Annotated in this window: 24 protein-coding genes and 1 riboswitch; of the genes, 13 read left to right on the top strand and 11 right to left on the bottom strand. The window is 55.4% G+C overall.

Annotated elements, in window-relative coordinates; translation table 11 throughout:
- Positions 1–141 precede the first annotated feature (141 nt).
- Positions 142–579, top strand: a complete 438-nt coding sequence (locus E8K88_RS01300) for a winged helix-turn-helix transcriptional regulator (RefSeq protein ID WP_136404817.1) — start codon at positions 142–144, stop codon at positions 577–579.
- A gap of 9 nt (positions 580–588) precedes the next feature.
- Here E8K88_RS01300 and E8K88_RS01295 read toward each other — a convergent pair whose 3' ends face one another.
- The 3 genes from E8K88_RS01295 to E8K88_RS01285 all read right to left on the bottom strand — a co-directional run bounded on the left by E8K88_RS01295 (position 589) and on the right by E8K88_RS01285 (position 3,301).
- Positions 589–1,854, bottom strand: a complete 1,266-nt coding sequence (locus tag E8K88_RS01295) for a multifunctional CCA addition/repair protein (RefSeq protein WP_136404871.1) — start codon at positions 1,852–1,854, stop codon at positions 589–591.
- A 103-nt stretch (positions 1,855–1,957) separates the two neighbouring features.
- Entirely contained in the window at positions 1,958–2,659 is a 702-nt protein-coding gene (locus E8K88_RS01290) for a glutathione S-transferase (RefSeq protein ID WP_136404816.1), read from the bottom strand.
- 69 nt (positions 2,660–2,728) lie between these two features.
- Positions 2,729–3,301 carry a 5-formyltetrahydrofolate cyclo-ligase gene (locus tag E8K88_RS01285; RefSeq protein ID WP_136404815.1) on the bottom strand — a complete coding sequence of 191 codons (573 nt, stop codon included), beginning with the start codon at positions 3,299–3,301 and terminating at the stop codon, positions 2,729–2,731.
- Positions 3,302–3,316: 15 nt separating this feature from the next.
- Between E8K88_RS01285 and E8K88_RS01280 the strand changes: the two genes are divergently transcribed.
- From E8K88_RS01280 to E8K88_RS01265, 4 genes are all read left to right on the top strand, one after another.
- Complete coding sequence (locus tag E8K88_RS01280) at positions 3,317–5,311, top strand: lytic transglycosylase domain-containing protein (RefSeq protein WP_136404814.1); 1,995 nt, start codon at positions 3,317–3,319, stop codon at positions 5,309–5,311.
- Positions 5,312–6,262: 951 nt separating this feature from the next.
- Positions 6,263–7,507 (top strand): Bcr/CflA family efflux MFS transporter, encoded by a 1,245-nt coding sequence (locus E8K88_RS01275; RefSeq protein WP_205879996.1) that lies wholly within the window; start codon positions 6,263–6,265, stop codon positions 7,505–7,507.
- A gap of 25 nt (positions 7,508–7,532) precedes the next feature.
- Positions 7,533–8,144 (top strand): TetR/AcrR family transcriptional regulator, encoded by a 612-nt coding sequence (locus E8K88_RS01270; protein ID WP_136404813.1) that lies wholly within the window; start codon positions 7,533–7,535, stop codon positions 8,142–8,144.
- A gap of 128 nt (positions 8,145–8,272) precedes the next feature.
- A riboswitch (FMN riboswitch) is annotated at positions 8,273–8,452 on the top strand.
- 139 nt (positions 8,453–8,591) lie between these two features.
- The gene (locus tag E8K88_RS01265; protein WP_136404812.1) at positions 8,592–9,272 is read left to right on the top strand and encodes a 6,7-dimethyl-8-ribityllumazine synthase; all 681 of its coding nucleotides are present in this window, start codon (positions 8,592–8,594) and stop codon (positions 9,270–9,272) included.
- On the opposite strand, the gene hmuQ is transcribed toward E8K88_RS01265, so the two are convergent.
- The 5 genes from hmuQ to ribBA all read right to left on the bottom strand — a co-directional run bounded on the left by hmuQ (position 9,242) and on the right by ribBA (position 13,051).
- The gene (hmuQ, locus tag E8K88_RS01260; protein ID WP_136404811.1) at positions 9,242–9,550 is read right to left on the bottom strand and encodes a heme-degrading protein HmuQ; all 309 of its coding nucleotides are present in this window, start codon (positions 9,548–9,550) and stop codon (positions 9,242–9,244) included. The genes E8K88_RS01265 and hmuQ overlap by 31 nt on opposite strands.
- 19 nt (positions 9,551–9,569) lie before the next feature.
- Positions 9,570–10,748, bottom strand: coding sequence for a pyridoxal phosphate-dependent aminotransferase (locus E8K88_RS01255; RefSeq protein ID WP_136404869.1), 1,179 nt, complete (start codon positions 10,746–10,748; stop codon positions 9,570–9,572).
- 232 nt (positions 10,749–10,980) lie between these two features.
- A complete protein-coding gene (gene nusB / locus E8K88_RS01250; protein WP_240754253.1) occupies positions 10,981–11,502 on the bottom strand; it encodes a transcription antitermination factor NusB in 522 nt (173 codons plus the stop codon).
- Positions 11,459–11,923: a 6,7-dimethyl-8-ribityllumazine synthase gene (gene ribH / locus E8K88_RS01245; RefSeq protein ID WP_136404809.1), complete on the bottom strand. Its 465-nt coding sequence runs from the start codon at positions 11,921–11,923 to the stop codon at positions 11,459–11,461. The genes nusB and ribH overlap by 44 nt, the downstream gene beginning before the upstream one ends.
- Before the next feature lie 3 nt (positions 11,924–11,926).
- Positions 11,927–13,051, bottom strand: a complete 1,125-nt coding sequence (gene ribBA, locus E8K88_RS01240) for a bifunctional 3,4-dihydroxy-2-butanone-4-phosphate synthase/GTP cyclohydrolase II (RefSeq protein WP_136404808.1) — start codon at positions 13,049–13,051, stop codon at positions 11,927–11,929.
- 282 nt (positions 13,052–13,333) lie between these two features.
- Between ribBA and E8K88_RS01235 the strand changes: the two genes are divergently transcribed.
- The 6 genes from E8K88_RS01235 (at position 13,334) to tatC (ending at position 17,594) form a co-directional block, all read left to right on the top strand.
- Positions 13,334–13,750 (top strand): DUF4870 family protein, encoded by a 417-nt coding sequence (locus tag E8K88_RS01235; RefSeq protein WP_420813550.1) that lies wholly within the window; start codon positions 13,334–13,336, stop codon positions 13,748–13,750.
- A gap of 4 nt (positions 13,751–13,754) precedes the next feature.
- Complete coding sequence (locus E8K88_RS01230; RefSeq protein WP_136404807.1) at positions 13,755–14,804, top strand: patatin-like phospholipase family protein; 1,050 nt, start codon at positions 13,755–13,757, stop codon at positions 14,802–14,804.
- A 171-nt stretch (positions 14,805–14,975) separates the two neighbouring features.
- Complete coding sequence (locus E8K88_RS01225) at positions 14,976–15,344, top strand: histidine triad nucleotide-binding protein (protein ID WP_136404806.1); 369 nt, start codon at positions 14,976–14,978, stop codon at positions 15,342–15,344.
- Between the two features lie 415 nt (positions 15,345–15,759).
- A complete protein-coding gene (tatA, locus tag E8K88_RS01220) occupies positions 15,760–15,996 on the top strand; it encodes a Sec-independent protein translocase subunit TatA (RefSeq protein WP_136404805.1) in 237 nt (78 codons plus the stop codon).
- A 217-nt stretch (positions 15,997–16,213) separates the two neighbouring features.
- Entirely contained in the window at positions 16,214–16,750 is a 537-nt protein-coding gene (gene tatB / locus E8K88_RS01215) for a Sec-independent protein translocase protein TatB (protein WP_136404804.1), read from the top strand.
- Between the two features lie 61 nt (positions 16,751–16,811).
- Positions 16,812–17,594: a twin-arginine translocase subunit TatC gene (gene tatC / locus E8K88_RS01210; protein ID WP_136404803.1), complete on the top strand. Its 783-nt coding sequence runs from the start codon at positions 16,812–16,814 to the stop codon at positions 17,592–17,594.
- Between the two features lie 211 nt (positions 17,595–17,805).
- Here the strand turns inward: tatC and E8K88_RS01205 are convergent, their stop codons facing one another.
- On the bottom strand, positions 17,806–18,135 hold the full coding sequence (locus E8K88_RS01205) for a hypothetical protein (protein ID WP_136404802.1): 330 nt from the start codon (positions 18,133–18,135) through the stop codon (positions 17,806–17,808).
- 32 nt (positions 18,136–18,167) lie between these two features.
- The gene (locus tag E8K88_RS01200; protein WP_136404801.1) at positions 18,168–19,313 is read right to left on the bottom strand and encodes a trypsin-like peptidase domain-containing protein; all 1,146 of its coding nucleotides are present in this window, start codon (positions 19,311–19,313) and stop codon (positions 18,168–18,170) included.
- A 721-nt stretch (positions 19,314–20,034) separates the two neighbouring features.
- On the opposite strand from E8K88_RS01200, the gene E8K88_RS01195 reads away from it, so the two are divergent.
- Both E8K88_RS01195 and E8K88_RS01190 read left to right on the top strand, forming a co-directional pair.
- Positions 20,035–20,595, top strand: coding sequence for a GbsR/MarR family transcriptional regulator (locus E8K88_RS01195; RefSeq protein ID WP_136404800.1), 561 nt, complete (start codon positions 20,035–20,037; stop codon positions 20,593–20,595).
- Complete coding sequence (locus tag E8K88_RS01190) at positions 20,592–21,356, top strand: Nif3-like dinuclear metal center hexameric protein (protein WP_136404799.1); 765 nt, start codon at positions 20,592–20,594, stop codon at positions 21,354–21,356. The genes E8K88_RS01195 and E8K88_RS01190 overlap by 4 nt, the downstream gene beginning before the upstream one ends.
- Before the next feature lie 89 nt (positions 21,357–21,445).
- Here E8K88_RS01190 and mscL read toward each other — a convergent pair whose 3' ends face one another.
- Positions 21,446–21,868 carry a large conductance mechanosensitive channel protein MscL gene (mscL, locus tag E8K88_RS01185; RefSeq protein WP_136404798.1) on the bottom strand — a complete coding sequence of 141 codons (423 nt, stop codon included), beginning with the start codon at positions 21,866–21,868 and terminating at the stop codon, positions 21,446–21,448.
- Positions 21,869–22,434 lie beyond the last annotated feature (566 nt).

The raw sequence follows: 22,434 nt of genomic DNA, 5'->3' as shown, positions 1-22,434 counted from the left end.
GATGGCGTTATGGTGCCATCGCTAAAACGATAATGCCAGAACCAACATATTTGTGCGGTAGTATTAAAAATGTAAGCATTGAGCCAGTTGGTACTTTGCGCTAGTATGCTTGGAACCTGTTTTTCGCCCACACTCTATCCAATGAAACGACTCAATAGCAAAAGCGGCTGCGCCGTCGAGGTGACGCTGTCGGTCATGGGCGGCACTTGGAAGCCGATTGTGCTGTTCCATTTGCTGCATGGCAAAAAACGCTTTAGCGAGCTTGCGCGCAATATCCCGGTGATCACGCAGCGCATGTTAACCCTGCAACTCAGAGAGCTTGAGGGGGCTGGAATTGTCGTGCGCACAGTGCATGCCGAAGTGCCGCCACGGGTCGACTACGAATTGACCGAGCTGGGCCGCAGTCTGAAGCCGATTTTGATTGCGATGCGCAACTGGGGCACAGAGTACGCCAAAGACCATGGCGAGGGCCTTGCTCAGCCGCTGACGCAGGCGCAGTGCGATACTGCAACTGTTCCTGCAGCGCAGCAGGCTGCACCGCGCAAAAGCCGCAGTACAGCGGTGGCCAGTACTTTTTAAGCGGCGGTTTTAAGTCTGCTTCGCTTCTAGCGCCAAGTACTGGGCGATGGCCTCTGTGCGCGCTTGTTGAATGCACTCGCCAATCTTGTCGCCTTTGAGTCCTTGTTCAAAGGCTTTTTGGGCAATGGCTGCAGTGGGCACTTGCTGTGCGACTTGCAACGATGCGCGCAGGCGAGCTAGCGTAGTTTGGATTTTTGCGTGCTTTGCTGTGCTGGCACAGTCTGCGTCCAGCCACTGGCAGGCGGTCAGGATCTGCTCAAACCGTTCAGGGCGGCGAAATGCATCGCAGCGCTCAAGCAAATGCAGGACTTCGCCAGCATCCAGGTGCGCTGGCAAGCAGATAATGCCAGGCCCTTCTTCTGCGACCAGGACCGACAGGTCGCGTATATCGCTGGGCACACGCAGCCGCTCGGCCAGCGCATGCAAGGCTGCTTGTTTGCGGCACTTGGCGTTGGTGTGCGCGCTGGCAGCAACATGGTCGTTGCGTGCATAACGCCCGACATCGACTGCCAGTACCGCCCAGCGCTCGGCCAGGCTGAGGCCTGCCTGCGCGGCGGTGGCCAGTCTGTGCATGCTGCGCATGCCTGCGCTTGCGCCCGCATCCGCGCCTGCATCTGCGTCGATGTGCCATAAATTGTCGATCTCTGGCAGCACCACCGCCAGCGCACCGCAATGGCGCAGCACGTCGAACATGCGTGTGGGTGCTCTCTCCATCAGGCCTTTGGCAAGCTCTTGCCATACCCGCTCTGGCACCAGGTGCGCGGCTTCGCCTGCTTGTACCATGGCCTGCATCAGCGCCATGGTTTCGGGCGCGACTTCAAACGCTGTAAAACGGGCGGCAAAGCGGGCAATGCGCAAAATGCGCAGCGGGTCTTCGGCAAAGGCCTCTGTGACATGGCGCAATACTTTGCGTTGCACATCGCCTCTGCCGTCGTAGGGGTCGACCCATTGCTGGCTGCCATCAGCCAGCGTGCGCAGGGCGATGGCGTTGATGGTCAAGTCGCGCCTGGCCAAGTCTTCTTCAATCGTGACGGCCTGATCGGCGTAGACGGTAAAGCCTTTGTAGCCGTGGCCGCTTTTGCGCTCGGTGCGCGCCAGCGCATATTCCTCGTGGGTTTGTGGGTGTAAAAAGACCGGAAAATCTTTGCCCACAGGTGTGAAACCATGCGCCTCCATGACTGCGGGGCAGGCACCTACCACCACCCAGTCGCGGTCATGCACAGGCACGCCCAATAGCTGGTCACGTACGGCGCCGCCGACCATGTAAACCGCCATGTCTGCGGGCAGTGTTGGAGTGTTTTTGGCGTGGCGGTGGCTCTGACTGGGCTTGATGGGCATGGCGGCAATAGTGAATAACCGGTGGTGTTCAAACGGCAGCTTAGCCACTGGCGCGCAGGCGGTAGGGCTCTTCAAAGGCGAGGAAGTCCTTTTCCTGCAATGCGTTAGCTATCCATGCTTGCACGCTGGGCAATTGGGTGATGTGCTGCATGTATGCAGCCAGTGGCGCTGAGACGGGCAGGGCGTAGCTGTTCAAGCGCATCACCACCGGCGCATAAAACGCATCGGCAATGCTGAATTGCTGGCCAAACAGAAATGGGCCGCCGTAACGCTGCAGGGCATCTACCAACAGGCCTTCCAAAACATGCATGTCAGCGCGCAGCGCAGCGTTGTCGCGCCAGGCAATGGCACCCACTTCGGACAGGTCGGCCTCAATATTCATTGGGCAGGCGCTGCGCAAGCCCCGAAAGCCGCTGTGAATCGCAGCGCACAGGCTGCGGGCGCGGGCACGTTGGGGCAGTCCATCGGGCCAGAGCTGGCGTTCTAGAAATTTTTCATTCAGGTACTCGGCAATCGCCAGCGAGTCCCAGATCACCAAAGTGTTGTCTACCAGTACCGGTACGCTGCCTACGGGGGTGAGCGGCGTGATGGCCTTTTTGAATTCGGAGTTCGGCTCAAAACTGTCAAAGCGGACTTTGATTTCGCGAAAGCCGATCTCGAACTGTGTGAGCAGCACGCCAATACGCATTGACCAAGAAGAATAATTCTTATTGCCAATGTAGAGGGTGAGGTCTTGAGGCATACGATGCTCCAGGAGCTGGTTGAAGAGGGCGCTGGCCTTTGCCGCTGCTGGGCTGGCAGCGGTCGCGTTTCAGACGGGCCAGACAATGCCATTGTTATTCAAAATTGCATCGAGCGGAATGTCGTGGGCCTCGTGTTCAAACTCGTCTACATAACCTTCGCCATAGCCCAAGCCGACGGTGTAGGGGCGTGGCGACAACTCCGCCAGGGTACGGTCGTAAAAGCCCCCGCCATAGCCCAGGCGATAGCCGCCTGCGCTATAACCCACGCATGGCACAAACAGCAAGCCAGGCTCTAAAATCTCAGTGTCTTTGGGCTTGGGGATACCATAAGCGTCTTCTTCCATCGGGCAGCCGGGGTGCCAGGCATGAAAACGCAGTGTCTTATTGATCTTGTCGACCACGGGCAAAGCAATGCGGCGCATCACAGGCTCCTCCTGTAGCTCACCATCTTCTTTCCAGCGGTGCAGTGCAGGCAGTGGATCGAACTCGCCTTTGATGGGCCAGTAGGCACCGATAATGGTTTCAGGCCGACTGACAAGCCAAATGCGCATGACTTGCTGCAGCTGCGCATTTTTTTCGACGCGATTGGTCATATTAACCCGTCGCTCAACCAAAGTTTTTCTCAGCGTGGCTTTGTTCATTTAATAATTCCAGACATGCGATTGACCACCATTCTGACACCACTTTGTGCCGCTTTTGTGGCTCTTTTCACCAACGTGCATGCACAGCAGGCCGCTTTGCCCAAAGAACAGGGTGATAAAGCCTTGCTGGATATGCGCGCGGCCTATGCGGCCAAGAATCAGGCGCGCCTGAGCCAGTTGCTGCCCAGCGTGCAAGGCCATGCCTTGGAGGGGTGGGGGGCGTACTGGGAGTTGAACAACCGCTTGCAGACCGCATCGCGCGCCGAGGTTGATGCGTTTTTGGCACGCTACCGCGGCAGCTATTACGAGGATCGTTTGCGCAACGACTGGATGCTGTTGTTGGGTCAGCGCAGGCAATGGGCTGAGTTGGCGTATTACGCGCCCGGCTTTCGCATGCAGGATGATCCCCAGGTGCAATGCTATGAGCTGTTGATCGATGATATTCAGGGCAAGGCTGCTGCGTCGACACCGCAAAAAGTTCTCTCACTATGGTATGGGCAGCGCAATAGTGACGATGGCTGCACCCATGCTGTCTCGGAGATGTATGCCGATGGCCGCATCAGTGCGGCTGAGATTTGGCAGCGCGCGCGCGTCGGTGCGCACCACAACCGCCCAGGCGTGGTGCGTGGCGCAGTCGGCATTGTTTCTCCCCAGTCCTTGGTGCATGTGAACAATGCGATGGGCAAATCTGCCGCTTTTCTGAACAATAGCGCCACTGCCACCGATCCCGCCCGCCTGGCTTTGGTGCCTTTGGCGCTGGCGCGTTTGGCCAGCTCGGATGCCGCTGAAGCGGCCGCGCAAGTGCAAGGCAAGTGGGCCAAGCATTTGTCGGCGCAAGACCGCGATTTTGTCTGGGGCGCGATTGGCCGCTGGGCCGGTATTCGACTTGCTCCTGAGGCCAATGCCTATTTTTCCAATGTCCAAGACGACCGCAATTTGATTGATGAGCAGTTGCACTGGAAAGTACGCGCTGCTTTACGTGCTGGCCAGTGGCCTGTGGTGGCCAAGACGATTGCCGCGATGAGTGCTGACGACCAGCAGCAGCCGACCTGGGTGTATTGGCGCGCCCGTGCGCTGCAAGCTGAAGGCGGGGCAGACAACCAGGCGCTGGCCAGGCAGATGTTTGCAAGCATCGCAGGTAACGTGGGTTTTTATGAGCAGTTGGCCAATGATGAGTTGGGCGGCAAAGTGACGCTGGCACCTGAGCCACAAGCGCTCAATGCCGATGAAAAGGCCAGGGCTCGCACGAACCCAAGTTTGCTGCGCAGCATATACGCGATCAATTTGGGCTTGCGCAGCGAGGGGGTGCGGGAGTGGAATTACGCAACCAACTTGCACGACGATGGGGGGATGGGCGATCGCGACTTGCTGGCCGCGGCTGACTTGGCCTGTGAATACCAGGTCTGGGACCGCTGCATTAATACCAGCGAGCGCACCAAGGATTTCATGAGTTTCAGCCAGCGTTATCCGATGCCTTTTCACGATGCAGTGGTCGAGCGCACGGCCATGATCCAGCTTGACCCCGCTTACGTTTACGGTCTGATTCGCCAGGAAAGCCGCTTCATCATGGATGCGCGCTCTAATGTCGGAGCATCGGGCTTGATGCAAGTGATGCCTGCGACCGCCAGTTGGACGGCAAAGAAAATTGGCCTGACCGACTTCAAGGCCAGTGATATCAATGACAAGCAAACCAACATCCAGATTGGCACTGCGTATTTGAAGCTGGCTTTGGACGAGTTCGCTGGCTCCATGCCGCTGGCTGCTGCTGCCTACAACGCTGGTCCTGGTCGTCCGCGCAACTGGCGCAATGGCCCGGTCTTGGAAACTGCTATTTGGGCCGAGAACGTACCGTTCAATGAAACGCGCGATTATGTGCAAAAGGTGCTGGCCAATGCCACCGTGTATGGTGCAATTTTGACTGGCCAGCCCCAGTCGCTGAGCCAGCGACTGGGGCCGACAATTGGGCCAAGCAAAGAAGGCGAGCCTGTGGCGACTGCCGATTTGCCGTAATGGCGGCGGCTTGTTAGCCTGCCAAGCCTTGGCCAAGGCAGTTTGAAAACGCCTTGCCAGGCTCCTGGCCACACAAGCGCAGGTGTCAAAACCTGCGCTTTTTCGCTGCATGCTCAGTATGGAGATGGCGATTGTTGCATGGTAGTGGTCTCCGAACTAGACCAGGGTTCGTCGCTAAATCGACATTGTGGCTCGGACGCTGCTAAGCTCCAATGCGAGCATTTGTGCGGCTTTTCGGGACGTAGGGCGTTCAAAAGGCGCTTCATACGAATACTTTTGTGCACCTTCACCGCCATCGTCGCCGCACAGGTGGCGCGCTCGCTCGGCTATTGTGTGGTTGGTGACTGCCAATCTTGTGTTGGCCTGTAGCGCAAGGCGCAGCCGCTTCATAGCGAGGCGAGTCGACTTGTGCATGGGTCTTGCAAAGACGCGCAAGAAGCGATCGGTCCGCTCGATTGCAGTCAATTTCAAGCGTGTATGGCATGCACATGGCTTGGGCCTGCAACCCAAAGCCCCGGAGCTAGCTCCTCATCCCCATGCCAGCCGTGTTGGAGGTCAAAAGGCCGCGAAGCGTAGATGCCTTGATAAAGGCCTTAAGCCAGAACATCAACCACCACCGCTGTGAGACTGCACGGGCAGGCTACATGTGATCGTGGAGATCGTTTGTGCGGTTGCGTTTTTTTTTTTTTTTTTTTTTTTTTTTTTTTTTTTTTTTTTTTTGGCGACCAATCGTTAGTTGGTTGAATTTGCGTGGTTTGGCGTGTCTTGCTCTCCTGAGCGGCTGGCCTTTGCAGTGCACGGCTGTGCTGTAGCTGCATGAGTCACATTGGGTTGGCTGTCTCCTTTTATGTGCGGTCTCTGCGTGAAAAGCCTTGACGGTTTACTTTGAAGTCATACAATTTCCTTCTTTTATAAACTACCGGTAGGTAGTAATTGTTTTGGAGTTTGGATATGACTATGGCGAAGGCTGATTCACAGCGCGATGCCCAGCAGCTGCCCCTGGGCATCGCGCTGTCACTGGGCCTGATCATGCTGCTTGGGCCCGCGTCGATTGATATGTATTTGCCCTCGATGCCCGAGATGGCGCGTCAGTTCAATACACCGTTTGCCTCGGTGCAGCTGACGCTGACCATTTTCTTGATGGCAATGGGGATCGGGCAGCTGTTTTTTGGCCCCGTGGTGGATGCTTGCGGTAGGCGCAAGCCGCTGCTGCTGGCGCTGCTCGGTTTTGTATTGGCCACGGTCTATGCCGCACTCGCACCTTCGATTGAGAGTTTGATGTTGGCGCGTCTGCTACAAGGCCTGGCGGCGTCTTTGGCGATTGTCACCGTCATGAGCAGTGTGCGGGATGTGGCCGAAGGCATTATTGCGGCGCAATTGTTTGCAATACTGATGACCATTCAGGGCATTGTGCCTGTATTTGCCCCGGCTGTTGGCGGCCTGATCGGCGCGCAATGGGGCTGGCGCATGGTGTTTGTGGTGCTGGCTTTGCTTGGCGTGCTGGTGTTTCTCAATACGTTGCTGTCGTTGCGTGAAACCTTGCCCGTGCACCGGCGCAGCCCTTTGCGTTTGAGGACGGTCTTGGCAAGTTATGGCGAAATCCTGAGCTCACGCAGTTTCATCCTCCCGGCGCTGTCATTGTCCTTGGTGTTTTTCTTGTTGTTCTTCTACATTGGCGGGGCGTCGTATGCCTACCAAACGCATTTTGGTTTGACGACCCGCGCGTTTGGTGTGGTGTTTGGCGCCACCGGCATTGCCATGCTGCTTGGGGCGATGGGCAGTGCCCGCTTGGTGACACACTGCCGTGTCGAGCTGTTGGCCCTGTTGGGCGTGTGTGGCCTGGTAGTGGGGGCGGTCATTAGCACTTTGAGCGCGCTGCTAGGCTTGGGCTTGATGGGCGTGGTTGCCGGCATGTTCATTGCAATGGCCGCCCTGGGGGTGGCAGAGGCGACCTTGATGGCGCTGGCCCTGGCATCACGCACTACCGCTTTGGGGGCGAGTGCCGCGATATTGGGCGCGGCACCCTTGCTGCTGGGGGCTGCGGCCACGCCTCTGGCGGCAGTAGCCGTGCAAACAAGCACGCTGTATTGGTTAGGCTCGCTGATTGTGATTGGCATGTCCGCATTGTTTTTCACGGTGTTGAGTTTTTTGCGTGTGCAGCGAGCGGGTGTGCAAGTAGACTTACGGCATCACTAACTTCAATATCAAGGGGCAAGGCCATATGACAGTGAAATCGGCTGCATTTGAACGGGTGTGTGAAGCTGCGGTGGCCCACTTTGCGGTGGCGGGTTATGACGGCGCCTCTCTCAATGAGATCGCATTGATGGTGGGCATTAAAAAGGCGTCTCTGTACTCGCATGTGGCCAGCAAAGATGCGTTGTATTTGCAGGTGCTGCATGATGCGGCTGAGCAGGAAATGGCCTTTGCTGCCAATGCTTTGCAAAAAACGGCGAAGCCGCGTGGTGCTAGCGCGCTCGCAGGGCCAGGGGCGTCGTTTATTTACAGCATCGCCAAGCGCTATGAAGATTCGGTGCACTTGCGTTTTTTGCTGCGCGCGGCGTTTTTGCCCCCAGTTGCGCTCAAAGCTGACGTTGGCAAAGTCTATGACGGCTTTTTGCATGCCGTAGAGCAGGGCTTTAAAGTGCAATTGCGCCAAGCAGCCCCTGAGGCGACGACTGCACAGATGAACCTCTTTGCTACCGCTTACGTGGGTGTTGTTGATAGCTTGTATGTGGAGTTGGTGTATGTTGATAAGGCCCGTATGACCAAACGAGCCAAGGCTTTGTGGCAGGTGTTTGTGGATTCCTTGCAGTACCAGGGCTTGCTAGCTTAAATCGTAAACCGGCTCTTAAACCAAGGATGTTGAGCGCTGGGAAGGGGCGTGCAGGGGAGGCGATAGCTGCTTATAATGGCTGGCACTGGATTCAGCCATTCTTCAAGATGTGAAGGTCGCTGTGTTCGGTAGTTTCTCAGGGCGGGGTGTAATTCCCCACCGGCGGTAATGGTGCTGCTTGCGTATTGATACGTGGTCTGCTGCCTAGCCCGCGAGCGCTTGATGGTGGGCTGCATGCTCCCTCAAGGTCAGCAGATCTGGTGCGATCCCAGAGCCGACGGTCATAGTCCGGATGAAAGAGAAACGCACCCATTGAATGGTTTGGGCATCCAGCACCTGTGTGTGTTGGTGCGCTGCTTTGTGCTTTTGCACAGTTACAGTTCGATGCCTTTGATGGGGGCGAGCTCAGCCCTGATTCTGTATTTCCACCAGGTTTAAAGGAAAACCATGAATCAGTTGTCGTCTTTGATTACTCCCCGTTTGGCCCCTACGCAGCACTCTGGCCCGCAGCCGCGCATTGCGCTGTTGGCCGCGTCCTGGCATGCGGACATCGTCGCGCGCGCCACGGGCTCGTTTGTGGAAAGTTTGGCCGCTCAACTGCCACAGGCCCAGTGCGATCTGATGCACGTGCCAGGGGTGCTTGAGATTCCGCTGCAGGCCAAGCTATTGGCCCAGTCTGGCCAGTATGACGTGATCGTCGCGTTTGGCTTGATCGTCGATGGCGGCATTTACCGCCATGATTTTGTCTCAACCGCAGTCATTGATGGGTTGATGCGCGTGCAGCTCGACACCTTGGTGCCGGTCTTGTCTGTAGTGCTGACGCCTCACCACTTCCACAGCAGCGAGGAACACCACCACTTTTTCTACGAGCATTTTGTTGTCAAAGGCCGTGAAGCGGCGAACGCCTGTGCGCAAGTGCTGCAAGGCTGGCAAGCACGCGCAGAGGAGGGGCAGTCCGCTGCAAATTCGCATTGGACCCAAGCCTGCGCTGTGGTCAAGCCGCTAAAGCCTCAGTTGCAGCAAGCCCAAGCCGTAGCAGATGAGGCCTTGCGGGCTGCTGAAGAGAGCAAGCCGGCGGTGTGGTCTGTGCGTGGCGCTCAGAGCACGACCTTGAACAGCTCCAACTGAGGCGGGCCTGCATAGATATCGCGTGTGCCTTTGCCAGCATTGGCATGCGCTTTGCGAAATGCCTCAGATTGTGTCCAGTCGATAAAGGTCTGCTCGCTCTCCCACTCAGTGTGGGAGATGAACAGCGTGTGCTCTTCGGTTTGCTTGCCTTGCAATAATTGGAAACGCACAAAGCCGGGCACGGTGTCCAAATGGCTGTCGCGGTTTTTCCAGTGGTTGAGGAAGGTGTCTTCGTGGCCGCGAAGTACACGGAAACGGTTCATGGCGAAATAAGGCATGGCATCACTCCCGGTTGGATCAGCGCAGCAGTTTACGCATGCGCGCCAGTGCTTCGTTTAAATTGTCCATTGAGTTGGCGGTAGAAAAGCGCACATAGTGCTCCATCCCCTGGCCGCCAAAGTCTTTGCCAGGCGCAATGGCGATACGGGCTTGCTCCAGCAGGCCAAAGGCAAAGTCCCAGCTGCCTTGTACGCCCAAGCGTTGGGCCGCTTCACGGCAGTCGGCCCAGATGTAGAACGCGCCATCTGGCACGACTGGTACATGCAAGCCCAATTCGGCCAACTGTGGCCAGAACATGTCGCGGCGTTCACGGAACAGCGCGCGGCGGCGTTCATATTCGGCCAGGCTGTCTGGGTGAAAGCATTCCAGCGCGGCTTGCTGGGCAATTGTGCTGGGGCAAATGAAGAGGTTTTGTGCCAAGCGCTCGATGGGCTCGACCAAGTCGCGCGGCACAACCAGCCAGCCCAGCCGCCAACCGGTCATATTGAAGTATTTGCTAAAGCTGTTGATGCTGATGATGTCATCGCCCAAGGCCAATGCCGATTGGCCGTAGGCCTCGTCATAGGACAGGCCCAGATAAATTTCGTCGACCAAGGTGATGCCACCTTGTTTGCGCACCTCGCTGACAATGGCTTTGAGCGCGTCGGTGGCAATCGATGTGCCGGTTGGATTCGAGGGCGAGGCCAATAGCACGGCGCGGGTTTGCGCTTGCCAGTGCTGGGCTACTTGTTCTGCAGTGAGTTGGAAGCGGCTGCTGGCATCGACAGGAATGCGTTTGGCCTCAGCACCCGTGACTTGCACAAACTGCTGGTTGCACGGGTAGCCGGGATCAGGCATCAAGACTTCATCACCTTGGTCGAGCAAGGCCATGCAGGCCAGGTGCAGGGCTGCGGATGCGCCGGCGGTGACGATGATGCGCTCTGCCTCAATGTTCAGGCCAAAGCGCTGGGCATACCACTGGCTGATCGATTGCCGCAAGGCGTCCAGTCCCAGTGCTTGGGTGTACTGGGTTTTGCCGCTCTCAATCGCGGCGATGGCTGCGCGCTGAACCCGCTCGGGCGCACCAAAATCGGGCTCGCCAATATTGAGGTAGATCATCTCCGGTGCGTTGCCCAGCTGGGCCAGTTGGGCCGCTGCTTTGCCTACTTCCATCACATAAAAGGGATTGGTGCGTTTGGCGCGGGCGGAGAGTTCAATGGTCATGGCTGCATGGGCTGCTCTATCAGCAGCGTTGTCAAGAAATGGGAGGGTGGGCACAGAGTGCTGCCCTGTTGTTGCATGGCGATCAAGTGGTCACGGAGGCCACCTGAATTGTGCAACCCAGGCCCATCCGCTGCGGGTGGGCTACTGGCTTTTGCGCAGCTTCAGTGTGAGCGCGCAGCTATTAGGGAGTGGGAGGGAGTGGGCTGGGCCTCCCCAAACTGTCCAATTAGCCTTTGGTGGCGTTGATCTCGGCGGCGCGGTATTGCGGCGCCAGGCCATTCAATACAGCGTTGACGTATTTGTGGCCATCTGTGCCACCAAAGGACTTGGTCAGCTCGACATACTCGTTGATGACTACTTTCCAAGGCACATCCAGCGCATTTTTGAATTCGTAGACGGCCATCCACATTGCCGCGCGCTCAATCGGTGAGAGCTCCTCAAGTGGGCGATCCAGCAGCGGGGTGATGGCTTCGTCCAGTGTTTGGGATTCCTCTGCGCAGCCATACAGCAGTGCGTCGTACAAGGCCGAGTCGGCTTTGTGAAAACCGCTGAGGTTGCGTGTGAACATGTCAATGTCACGTGGGTCATTTTTGCCAACAATGCGTTGGTAGAGCGCTTGCAGCGCAAATTCACGCGCACGGCTACGCGCGCTTTTTTTGCTGCTTGGTGTTGGGGTGTTTTCTGGCGAGGTCATGGTGTTGTTCTTAGGCAATCTGCACGAACAGGTTGGCCATCTCGACCGCGACACGGGCGGCATCACGGCCCTTCTCGGTTTGACGGGCAATTGCCTGTTCCATATTCTCAACCGTGAGAATGGCGTTCGCAATCGGAATGCCATAGTCAAGGCTAACGCGGGTTACAGCGGCGCCCGATTCATTGGCGACCAGCTCGAAGTGGTAGGTCTCGCCGCGGATAATGCAGCCCAATGCAATCAAGGCATCGAAGTTTTCAGTATCAGCCAGCACTTGCAGTGTGGAGGCCACCTCCAAAGCACCGGGGACCGTGATGTGGGTGATGTGCTCGGCGGGCACGCCCAGTTGCAGCAACTCTTGCTGTGTGGCCTGCCACAGTGCGCCTGTGACGTCTTCGTTAAAACGTGCTTGCACGACCGCAATGCTCAGCTTGCTGCCATCTTGCAGGTTGGCAGCGCCTTTGTTGGCTCCAAACATGGTTTATTCCTTATTGATAAAGCCGGTGATTTCCAGGCTGTAGCCGGCAGTTATGCTGGGCAGGCGTCTTGGTTGTCCTAATAAACGCATGCGGCCAACGCCGAGGTTGCGAAGAATTTGTGCGCCGATGCCGTAAGTGCGTAAATCCATGCGTCCGCGTGCCGGGGCATGGCTAGGCTGGGCCCGGCCTTCGAATTGCTCCAGTAGCTGCTCGCCCGATTCGCCGCAATTGAGCAATACCACTGCGCCCTTTCCTTGGCGATCAATGTATTGCAGGCTCTCGTGCAGGCTCCAGGAGTGCAGGCCGCGCTGGGCGTCCATTGCATCGAGGAGTGACAGCGGCTCGTGCACGCGCACCGGAATTTCTTCGCTGGCATCCCACTGGCCTTGTACCAAGGCCAAATGCAGGGCTTTGCTCATGCTGTCCTGGAACGCATGGGCTGTGAATGTGCCCCAGTGCGTCACCAATGTGCGTGAGCTGACGCGCTCAACCAGCGACTCGTGGCTGCTGCGGTAGTGAATCAAATCGGCAATGGTGCCAATTTTGAGGCCATGTTCGGCAGCAAAAACCTGCAAGTCGGGCAGACGGGCCATCGTGCCGTCGTCTTTCATGATCTCGCAAATCACGCTGGCAGGGCTCAGGCCAGCCAAACGCGTCAGGTCGCAACCCGCTTCCGTGTGGCCAGCGCGCATTAACACACCGCCATCGACGGCTTGGACTGGGAATATGTGGCCTGGCTGCACCAAATCTGTGGCTTTGGCGTTGGGCGCGACCGCTGCAGCAATCGTGCGGGCACGGTCGGCGGCAGAAATACCGGTTGTCACACCTTCTGCTGCTTCGATCGAAACGGTGAAGGCCGTGTCAAACTGGGTGCCGTTTTTCTTGGCCATAGGTGGCAAGTTCAGCAACTGGCAGCGCTCACGTGTGAGAGTCAGGCAAATCAGGCCACGTGCGTATTTGGCCATGAAGTTGATGGCTTCGGGCGTGACGTGGTCAGCAGCCAAGACCAGATCGCCTTCGTTTTCGCGGTCTTCTTCATCAATTAAGACCACCATCCGACCTGCTCGCATCTCTTCAATGATGTCTTCGATGGGCGAAATAGGGGCAAGACTGGCGAGGTGATTCATGGCAAAGAGCGGGTAGTTAATCACTCTATTGTAGCGGCTTCAGCCTGCCCACTAAGCGCTGGTGCATGGTGGGCGGGTCTGGTCACTAATTGGCATGGATCACGTGCTGCTTCAGATGGCGTTTCAGCGCATTACCCATGACCGCACGCAAGGCATGCGCAAGGCCTTGCAATGGATTGGGGCACAATGCCCCTCATGGTCAGGCATGGGCTCGCAGCGGTTGTGGCCGATGTCCTTGATGAATTCATCCACATAGACGCCAAGCAGGCAGAGGGTACGATGATGGCTCAAAATCAGAAGCATGATGTGATTGATGTGCAGGCACGTGAATTTGCCAATGACCCGCAGCAATTGATGCAACTCAAGCAATTGGGCTGGGTGAGTTATGGCATGCACTTGGTCGTGGCCGTTTGCGCTGTAATTCCTGGCTTGGAGCCCAGCATGCTGCTGCTGTTGCTGGCCTTGATTTTGGATTTGGTTAAGCGCTCGGATGCAGTCGGGACTTGGCAGGAGAGCCATTTCAAGTGGCGCATTGCATCGGTTGGCTGGGCATGTTTTTGGTATGTGATTACGCTGCCTTTGTATTTCCCCTTGTACTTTCCCGGCAAATTGGCATGGTTTGTAGTGTCAGTGTGGTTTCTGATTCGCATCGTGCGCGGCATGGTTGCGATGAACCAAGAAAAACAAATCGGGGTGTAGTTGCATGGCCGATAGCACGAACAACAATCCTGCAGCACCCATCGTGCTGAACTTGGCTTTGCAAGGCGGGGGCTCTCATGGCGCTTTCACATGGGGGGTGCTGGACACCTTGCTGGAGGATGGCCGTTTTGTTTTTGAGGGGATCAGCGGCACCAGTGCTGGAGCCATGAATGCCACGGTATTGGCTGCGGGTTTTGCCAAGGCGGCAAGTCTTGATTTGACCGATCAGGCCCAGGTGCATGCCAAAGGTTGTGAGCTTGCCCGCCTGGCGTTGCGCAACTTCTGGGAGGCAGTGGGCACGATGGGGGCGTTTCTCAATGTCTCGCCCTCGCGTTTGGCGGCGCAATGGATGCCTTGGCTCAAGCCCTTGATGTTGCCCTCCCATCTCTCGCCCGCGCAAAGCAATCCTATGGATATCAATCCGCTGCGGGACTTATTGAGACGGCAGATCGATTTTGAGTTGATCAAGCAATACCAGGGGCAAGGCGTGGTGCCGCGCTTGTTCATTGGGGCAACCAATGTGCGCACCGGGCGCAGCAAAGTATTCCAGGAAGAGGGTATCAGTCTGGATGCATTGATGGCATCCGCTTGTTTACCCCAGGTATTCAAAGCCGTGGAAATTGACGGCGAGCATTACTGGGACGGCGGATTTTCTGGTAATCCGGCCATTTATCCGTTGATTTATAAAACTGAATCGGACGATGTTTTGCTTGTTCAGATCAACCCGATTGAGACAGAGTCGGTACCGCAAACCATGCCCGAGATTCAAGAGCGCATCAATGAAGTGACCTTCAATGCCAGTCTGTTGTCGGAATTGCGTGCGATTGAGTTTGTGCGCCGTTTGCTGCAAGAGGGGCGCTTGGACTCACAGTTCTATAAGGACATCCATATGCACCGCATTGATGGCGGGGCTTTTTTGCATACTTTTGGCAGTGAAAGCAAAATGCGCGCGGATATCGGTTTTTTGCAGCAATTGTTTGAGAAGGGGCGTGAGTCTGCATTACAGTGGCTGCAACTGCACGCTGCCGATGTGGGGGTGCGCTCCTCGATGTAATTGCTGGCGCGCGCATAGGCTGTGAAGCGCACTCAATACAGCCTGTAGTTGCCACTTATCATGGTGCTATGCCCAGCTAGTTGGCCAAGACTGGCCGCTGTTCCTTGGTTGGCGCCAAGCTCGCTTATAGTTTAGCCGTCAGGTGGTTTGGTACTTAATTGGTTGGAATGTATGTCTTCTGTTTCGCATGATCCTCAGTGCATTTTTTGCAAAATTATCGCTGGTGAAATTCCGTCTAAAAAGGTGTATGAGGACGAGGATATTTTCGCTTTTCACGACATCAACCCTTGGGCTCCCGTGCATTTTCTGATGGTGCCCAAGCGCCATATTGCATCAATGGCTCAAGTGCAGGCATCGGATGCGCCATGGCTGGGAAAAATTATGGCCAAGGCGCCAGAACTGGCGCTACAGATGGGCTGCAACCCTTATCCAGAGGGTGGTTTTCGGATCGTCGTGAATACGGGTGAAGAGGGCGGGCAGGAAGTGCATCACTTGCATGTGCATGTGATGGGCGGGCCCCGTCCGTGGCTCAAGGGCTGAGTTGGGGTTGCTCCGGTCCGACCTGAGAATCTTGTTAACGATCTTTTCGCAGACCGCGTTGACGCCCAAAAGGAGGCGATGCACAAGATAAGCCTATTACTGCGTTGCCGCTATGTTGTGCCCTGCGCGAGTGCGAAAAGACTGTAAACAGCTTCTGAGGACAATGGCTGCTGGGGGGCTTATGGGAATTGTTTTTGAAACCCAGTATCCATATTGTGTTGGCCTGACTGGTTGCTGGCTTTGAATGGGTGCTGACGAGCTTGTTGGTGGCGCTTTGATGGTGTGTCTGGCCCCATGCCTGTAGCGGCATACAATGATTTCAGTGCTGCGTGATTGTTCGCAGTCTTGTGCTGTGATGCAATAGCCAGTCAGATGTTTTTGAACGGTATGCGTTTTTTGGTTTGAGGAGTTGAATATGGGTGGTTTATCGATTTGGCACTGGTTGGTGGTGTTGCTGGTGGTGGTTTTGATTTTTGGCACCAAAAAGCTGCGCAATATGGGCAGTGATTTAGGTGGGGCTGTCAAAGGCTTTAAGGATGGCATGCGCGAAGGCGGCGAGGCACCACAGGCTGCCGAGAGTGCTAAGGTTGCGGCCCAGCCGCTGCCGGACGACAAGGAAACGATTGACGTCCAAGCCAAGCAAAAAAACTGATCATATGCAGTTCGGCTCGATGCTGTGCTGTGTGAAAAAGGCCTGTTTCTTTGCGTAGGTGTGCATCGGCGATGACGCACGCCGCGTCGCGGGCTTTGCCAGGCGGCTTGTGGCGCACCAGGCCTTTGGGTCTATTGGTTCTGCCCGATTGAGCATCCTGTATGCAGGGTTGTTAGGATTTGTTGATTGCATACCGCAATGGAAGTTGGTTGAACCGATGTTTGATCTAGGTATTTCAAAATTGGTCATGATTGGCATTGTTGCCTTGATTGTCATTGGGCCCGAGCGCTTGCCTAAAGTGGCCAAAACTTTGGGCACTTTATTGGGCAAAGCCCAACGTTATGTGAACGATGTCAAGCGTGAAGTCAACCAAGCCATGGAGGTTGACGAGTTGCGCAAAGTCAAAACGTCGATTGAAGGCGCTGCGCGTGATTTGCAGCAGACCGTACGTACGCATGCAAGTGACTTCCAAAAGGGTGTTAACCAAGTCTCTAGTGAGTTGAATGCACTCGATGCAGATGGCGCTGATCAGGCTGTATCGCCGCCATTGGAAGAGTTGCAGGATGCTTCTAAGCGCGAATTTGTCTCTGCTGTAACGCCTGTGGTGTATGCACCAGTGCGCAAAGACTGGCGCGCCCGCCGCACGGCTGTACCGAGATGGTATAAAGCACGCCACCAAGTGCGTAAGAATGTGCAATCAGATGCAGCTCGCGTGGCGCGCTTGCGTCTGCCCACTGATAAAGAATTGCATTGATCGCTTGGCAGTGGTGCGACTGTTAGCGAATCAACCACAGCACTTGTTTGCTTTTTAAAAAATGGCCTACTCCCCCTCTCCTGACAATGAACTGGCTGGCACTGAGCAGCCTTTTGTGCAGCATCTGATTGAGCTGCGCAACCGCATTATTTACTGCATCGTAGGGGTCTTGGTGGCGATTGTCGGCTTGGCCATTTGGCCCGGCCCCAGCGCTTTGATTGATGTGATTGCGATGCCGATTCGCGCGCATATGCCGCCAGATGCCAAATTGATTGCGGTGGGCGTGTTGTCACCGTTTTTGGTGCCCTTGAAAGTCATGATGATGACGGCGGTGTTGATTGCGCTGCCATGGTTGATTTTCCAGGTTTGGGCATTTGTTGCGCCAGGCTTGTATAGCCACGAAAAACGTTTTGCGCTGCCTATGATCATGCTGGGCAGCTTGCTCGCATATGTCGGGATCGCGTTTGTGCAGCTGTTTGTGCTGGATAAGATGTTCGAGTTCATCCAGAAATTCGCTCCTCAAAGCGTGGCGGCAACGCCCGATGTGGCCTCCTATGTCAGTGTGATTTTGTCACTTTATATCGCTTTTGCTTTGGCGTTTCAGGTGCCTATTGTGGTGATGCTATTGGTGCGCTTTGGCATTGTGAGCTTGGAGAAATTGCGTGGTTTCAGAGGCTACTTTATTGTGTTGGCCTTCGTGATTGCGGCCATTGTGACGCCGCCAGATGTGATCTCTCAGCTGTCATTGGCGATACCGATGTGCTTGCTCTACGAGGTGGGGCTGTTTGCATCGCGTTGGTTTGCCAAGAAAGAGCCAGAAGGCGAAGAAGCAAGCAACTCTTAAACGATTGCACCGCTGCGTGGAGATAATGAGCAGGCGATAACAGGCAATAAGAGCGAAGTGATCTTACGCCCTGTTATGAGCACCATTGGACACGGGGAAGGCCAGTATTGGTCTGCCAATACACATGGCAGACCGTGCATACCGTGCAAGACTGCGCGGCCCAGACCGCAGTTTTGTGAGAAAGGTCGCTGGCCGCGCAGACCTAGTGCAGTCACCCGTGCTGATTATTTGCGCTTTTGTGTATTCTGCGCACCAGTACAAGCATTTCTTTTTCTGCTTGCTTGTCGCCTTTGGTCTGAGCCGCAGCCAGGCCTTGAGTCCATGCGTCAAGCGCAGCAGCGGTATTGTGTGATTGCAAATACGCTTTGCCTAACAATTTCCAGGCGGCTGAGTAACCGGGGTCAAATTGTGTACACGCAAGCAAGTGGGTGACCGCTTGGCTGGCCTGGCCCTCGTCGAAATAGGCTTTGCCTAAACCAAATCGCAATAAGGCATTGTCTTTGCCATTTTGCAGCATGGCTTCTAGTGCGGCGATGTTCATGGTGAGTCGGTGTGGTTGCAGAGTGGGCCGTTTCAGCGAGGATTGCGTATGGTGGCAGGCTTCACATCGGGCGTGATGCTGATGGTTTGCAGCTCGCCATGGCGCTCCATTTGGATATCCACTGGGACATTGGGTGTCAGGCCTGCAATCGTACTCATCAAATCTCCAACACTTTGCACTTGGTGCTTGCCAACCAAGGTGATGACATCGCCTGGGCGAATGCCCGCTTTGGCGGCAGGGCCGCCTTGCAGCACGCCTGTGACGATCACGCCAGAGGTGGCTTTCACTCCGGCTGCTTCGGCCAGCTCAGGGGTTAAGGGGTCAGAAACCAGGCCTGCCCATGCCCTGATCACCCGGCCATCACGAATGATGCTGTCCATGACGAATTGCGCGGTTTTGGTGGGGATGGCAAAGCCAATGCCCATATTGCCACCTGACTGGGAGAAGATGGCGGTGTTAATGCCAACCAGATCACCGTTGATATCAACCAATGCGCCGCCTGAGTTGCCTGGATTGATGGCCGCATCGGTCTGAATGAAGTTTTCATACATATTCAAACCCAAGTGGCTGCGGCCTAATGCACTGATGATGCCACTGGTGACGGTTTGACCGACCCCAAACGGATTGCCAATGGCCAGCACTGCATCGCCAATGGCAATTTTCTCGGAGTTGCCAATCTGAATGGCGGGCAAGTTGGGTGCATTGATTTTGAGGACGGCCAAATCGGAGTCAGGGTCAGTGCCCACCACTTTGGCGCTGAATTCTCGGCCATCGTTGAGGGTGACATTGATCGCATCGGCGCCTTCGATCACATGGTTGTTGGTGAGCAAATAACCGTCTTCATTGACAATAACTCCGCTGCCCAGGCCACTTTGTGCACGGTTGGGGGATTCGCCAAAAAAATATTGAAAAAAAGGATCGTTGGCATAAGGGGCTCGCACGGTTTTGGTCGTGTTGATGCTCACGACCGACTGGGCTGCGCGTTGTGCAGCCGCTCTCAGGCTTGCAGGTGCATGGCTATGGTCGGCGGTGTCCGATTGCAAAGACGTATTCGCGTCAGCGAGTGCCAAAGCTGCTATGTGCGGCTTAAGCCATTGCGGTTGTAGCGTCGCAACGACAAAATAGATGGCCAATACCACGGTGACGGTTTGTGAAAAAAGTAGCCAATATCGACGCATAGGATTGAAGGTGCAGAGGCTGGGCGTTGTGCCTGCCATTCATGCCATTGTGACTCGGAATTGGACGTCGAGAGTCGACACTGTATATGCAAGCCAGCTGAGAGGGGGCAGAGTCGTTGCGCGGATTGTATGGAATTGGAGTATCTTGCTGCACAGCGCTTCAGGTGCGTCAAGTACAGGAGGGGAGGCAAGGAGGCTATTGTCAGGGTTTACCTAAGACCTGCATGCTTTTTTTTGCTCAAAAGGTAAAATGATTTCACACTTTTCAGTAATCTGGAGTGCAGTGCCTTTGGTTGTGAAAGCATCTCCAGCATCTTGTAGTCCGGTGTATTTCTTTGTTTGGAGCCCGTTCATCATATCGACGCAGCCGTGTTGGAGTCCAAAAGCTGCAATGCGTGGCAAAAACCGCAGCCGGGCTCACTGCCTGGAGAGGTTTTTAACAAAGCAGTGCGCCTTTGGGGCTTCAGCACTATGGTCAAGGCACTAAAAAGTGCATTGCGTCGTTGCCCGTTGTGCCCATGCAGAGGTATGGGCGGCAACAAGCGCCTTGCACTGCTTGGTTTTTGTGCTTTGCGCGACTGCGTGAAGATTTTTAACAGGCGCTTAGAAAACTTGGCACATGTTTGTGGATGGCTTGGCGCAGACTATTCCTAGACCACGCTGATGCACTCTGCAGTGTATTGGCACCGCTTACCTAGCTACTACCTTGGACTATCCAATTATGAACGATCCGCTGTCACCCTTGACGCGCCAGTTTGTCTCCCACTTTGGTGAGATGGGCAGCCGCTGGGGTATTAACCGCACGGTTGGACAAATATATGCATTGTTGTTCCTCTCAGAGAAACCTTTGAATGCTGAAGAAATCACCTTCAAGCTGGAGTTCTCGCGCTCCAATGTCAGCATGGGGCTCAAAGAGTTGCAATCCTGGCGTCTGGTGCAATTGCGCCATCAGCCAGGTGACCGCAGAGAGTATTTTCAGGCGCCCGAGGATGTCTGGGAAATTTTTCGGGTTTTGGCTGAGGAGCGCCGCCGGCGCGAGATTGAGCCGACGACCTCAATGCTCCGGGGGGCGTTGCTCGAAGAGGCGGTCAGTGATGAAGACCGCTACGCCCAGGAGCGCATGAAGCAAATGTACGAGTTGATCAACCACTTGATGAAGTGGTTTGACGATATCCAGCACCTGAAACCAGAGACTGCAATGCAATTGATGGGCATGGGAGCAACAGTGACCAAACTGCTCTCCCTCAAGGACAAAATCACCGGGGGAGGTAAGAAGGCATGAGCAATGGATCCGATGTGTCAGTTTCTCGCAGTGCACTGCTGCAGGCGTTTGATGCGCTGCTGTTGCCTGCGGAATTTGAGGACTATGGTCCCAATGGCTTGCAGGTCGAAGGCAAGGCTCAGATCCGCCGCTTGATCAGCGGAGTCACCGCCAGCGAAGCGCTCATTGATGCGGCCATTGAGGCGAGTGCCGATGCCATCATCGTCCATCACGGGCTGTTTTGGCGCGGTATGGACGGCACCTTAACCGGCTGGATGAAACGCCGGGTTCAAAAGTTGCTGGCACATGATATCAATTTGCTGGCCTACCATTTACCGCTTGATGCGCACCCTAGTTTGGGCAATAACGCCCAACTTGGGGTGCATATGGGGTGGGGCATGGGGCAGCCACTCAAGGAGCGCTCGTTGATTTTTCATGCCGAGGTGAACTATGCCTCTGGCCAACAGCTGGCAGCAGACCTTGCTGTCAAACTGGGGCGTGAGCCGTTGCTAATTGATGGCGGCAGGCCTATTCAACAATTGCACTGGTGCACAGGCGGAGCCCAAAGCTATTTTCAAAAAGCCATTGACGCTGGCGCAGATGCCTTTGTGACAGGCGAGATTTCTGAGCCGCAAGCGCATTTGGCCAAAGAGTGTGGTGTGACTTTCATTGCCGCAGGCCATCACGCAACCGAACGCTATGGTGCGCCCTGTGTGGCTGCGCGCGTAGCCGATAATTTAGGTTTGGAACACCGTTTCATTGAAATTGACAATCCGGCCTGATGCCAGATGGTGTCCCATAAAAAAACTGCTCTAAGGAGCAGTTTTTTTATGCGTGTGCAAGTGTCAAGTCCGACTCAGTCGGTTGTGCCTCACTTGCGCAGATTGTCGCGGATTTCGCGCAGCAGCAGGACTTCTTCAGGGGTTGCTGGAGGCTCTGCAGGAGGCGCTGCGCGCTTGAGCTTGTTGACTTGCTTGATCATCAAGAAAATGATGAACGCCAGAATAATGAAGTTCAGCGCGATTGTGATAAAGCTCCCATACGCGAAGACAGGCACTCCGGCATCCCGGTAGGCTTGCAGCGTATCCGCTGTCCCAGCAGGTGCTGTACCCAAGGCGAGAAATAGGTTGGAGAAATCCAGCTTGCCGAAAAAGAGACCAACGACCGGCATGATCAGGTCTTTGACGACCGAATCGACGATCTTGCCAAACGCGCCCCCAATGATCACACCCACAGCCAAATCAATCACATTGCCTTTGACTGCAAACTCACGAAACTCTTTCATAATGCCCATAGTGAAAGCCTTTTGGATGAAGAAAATAAGAAATATTCAATCAGTATCTATTGTGCTTGATAATCGCGCGCTGTGCTGCGCGATTCAGCTGGTTATGCATCAGATTTCTTGTTTCAATATCGAGTCATCATCTATGGTTTGATCATTGAGATAATGGGGCGATCAATGGTTTCCTGCCTGGCTTTCTGAGAGCTTTCATTGATGTTCCACTGGAAAATAGGCGTAGAAATGGCTTTGCGCACTGCATCTATCGAGATGCATCTGGCCACCAAACAGTAGTGAACCCTTGGCTTGTATCCAGCTAACGGCTGCAGATGGGTTCGAGTTGCTGATACTGCCCAACAAACTGAAGGCTTGCGCTAGGCGGCTAGGCGCATAGCCGCGGGCAGTATCACGCGCAGGAGACGGCGCATTTTCGACGTCTCAAGGACGCGTGACTCAGATGGCTTTGCTGGCGGCCCTTCAGGGTTAAGCACCAGGCCGACGCCAATCAGCTGTGCTGCTTGGTGTCGGCTGGCCTCAGGCCAAGCTTGCCAGCACTGTGCTGCCAAGCGTACATCGGTCTC

Source organism: Lampropedia aestuarii, assembly GCF_004803635.1.
In the GTDB taxonomy this organism is placed as follows: domain Bacteria; phylum Pseudomonadota; class Gammaproteobacteria; order Burkholderiales; family Burkholderiaceae_C; genus Lampropedia; species Lampropedia aestuarii.
This window is presented reverse-complemented; position numbering and strand designations above follow the sequence as displayed.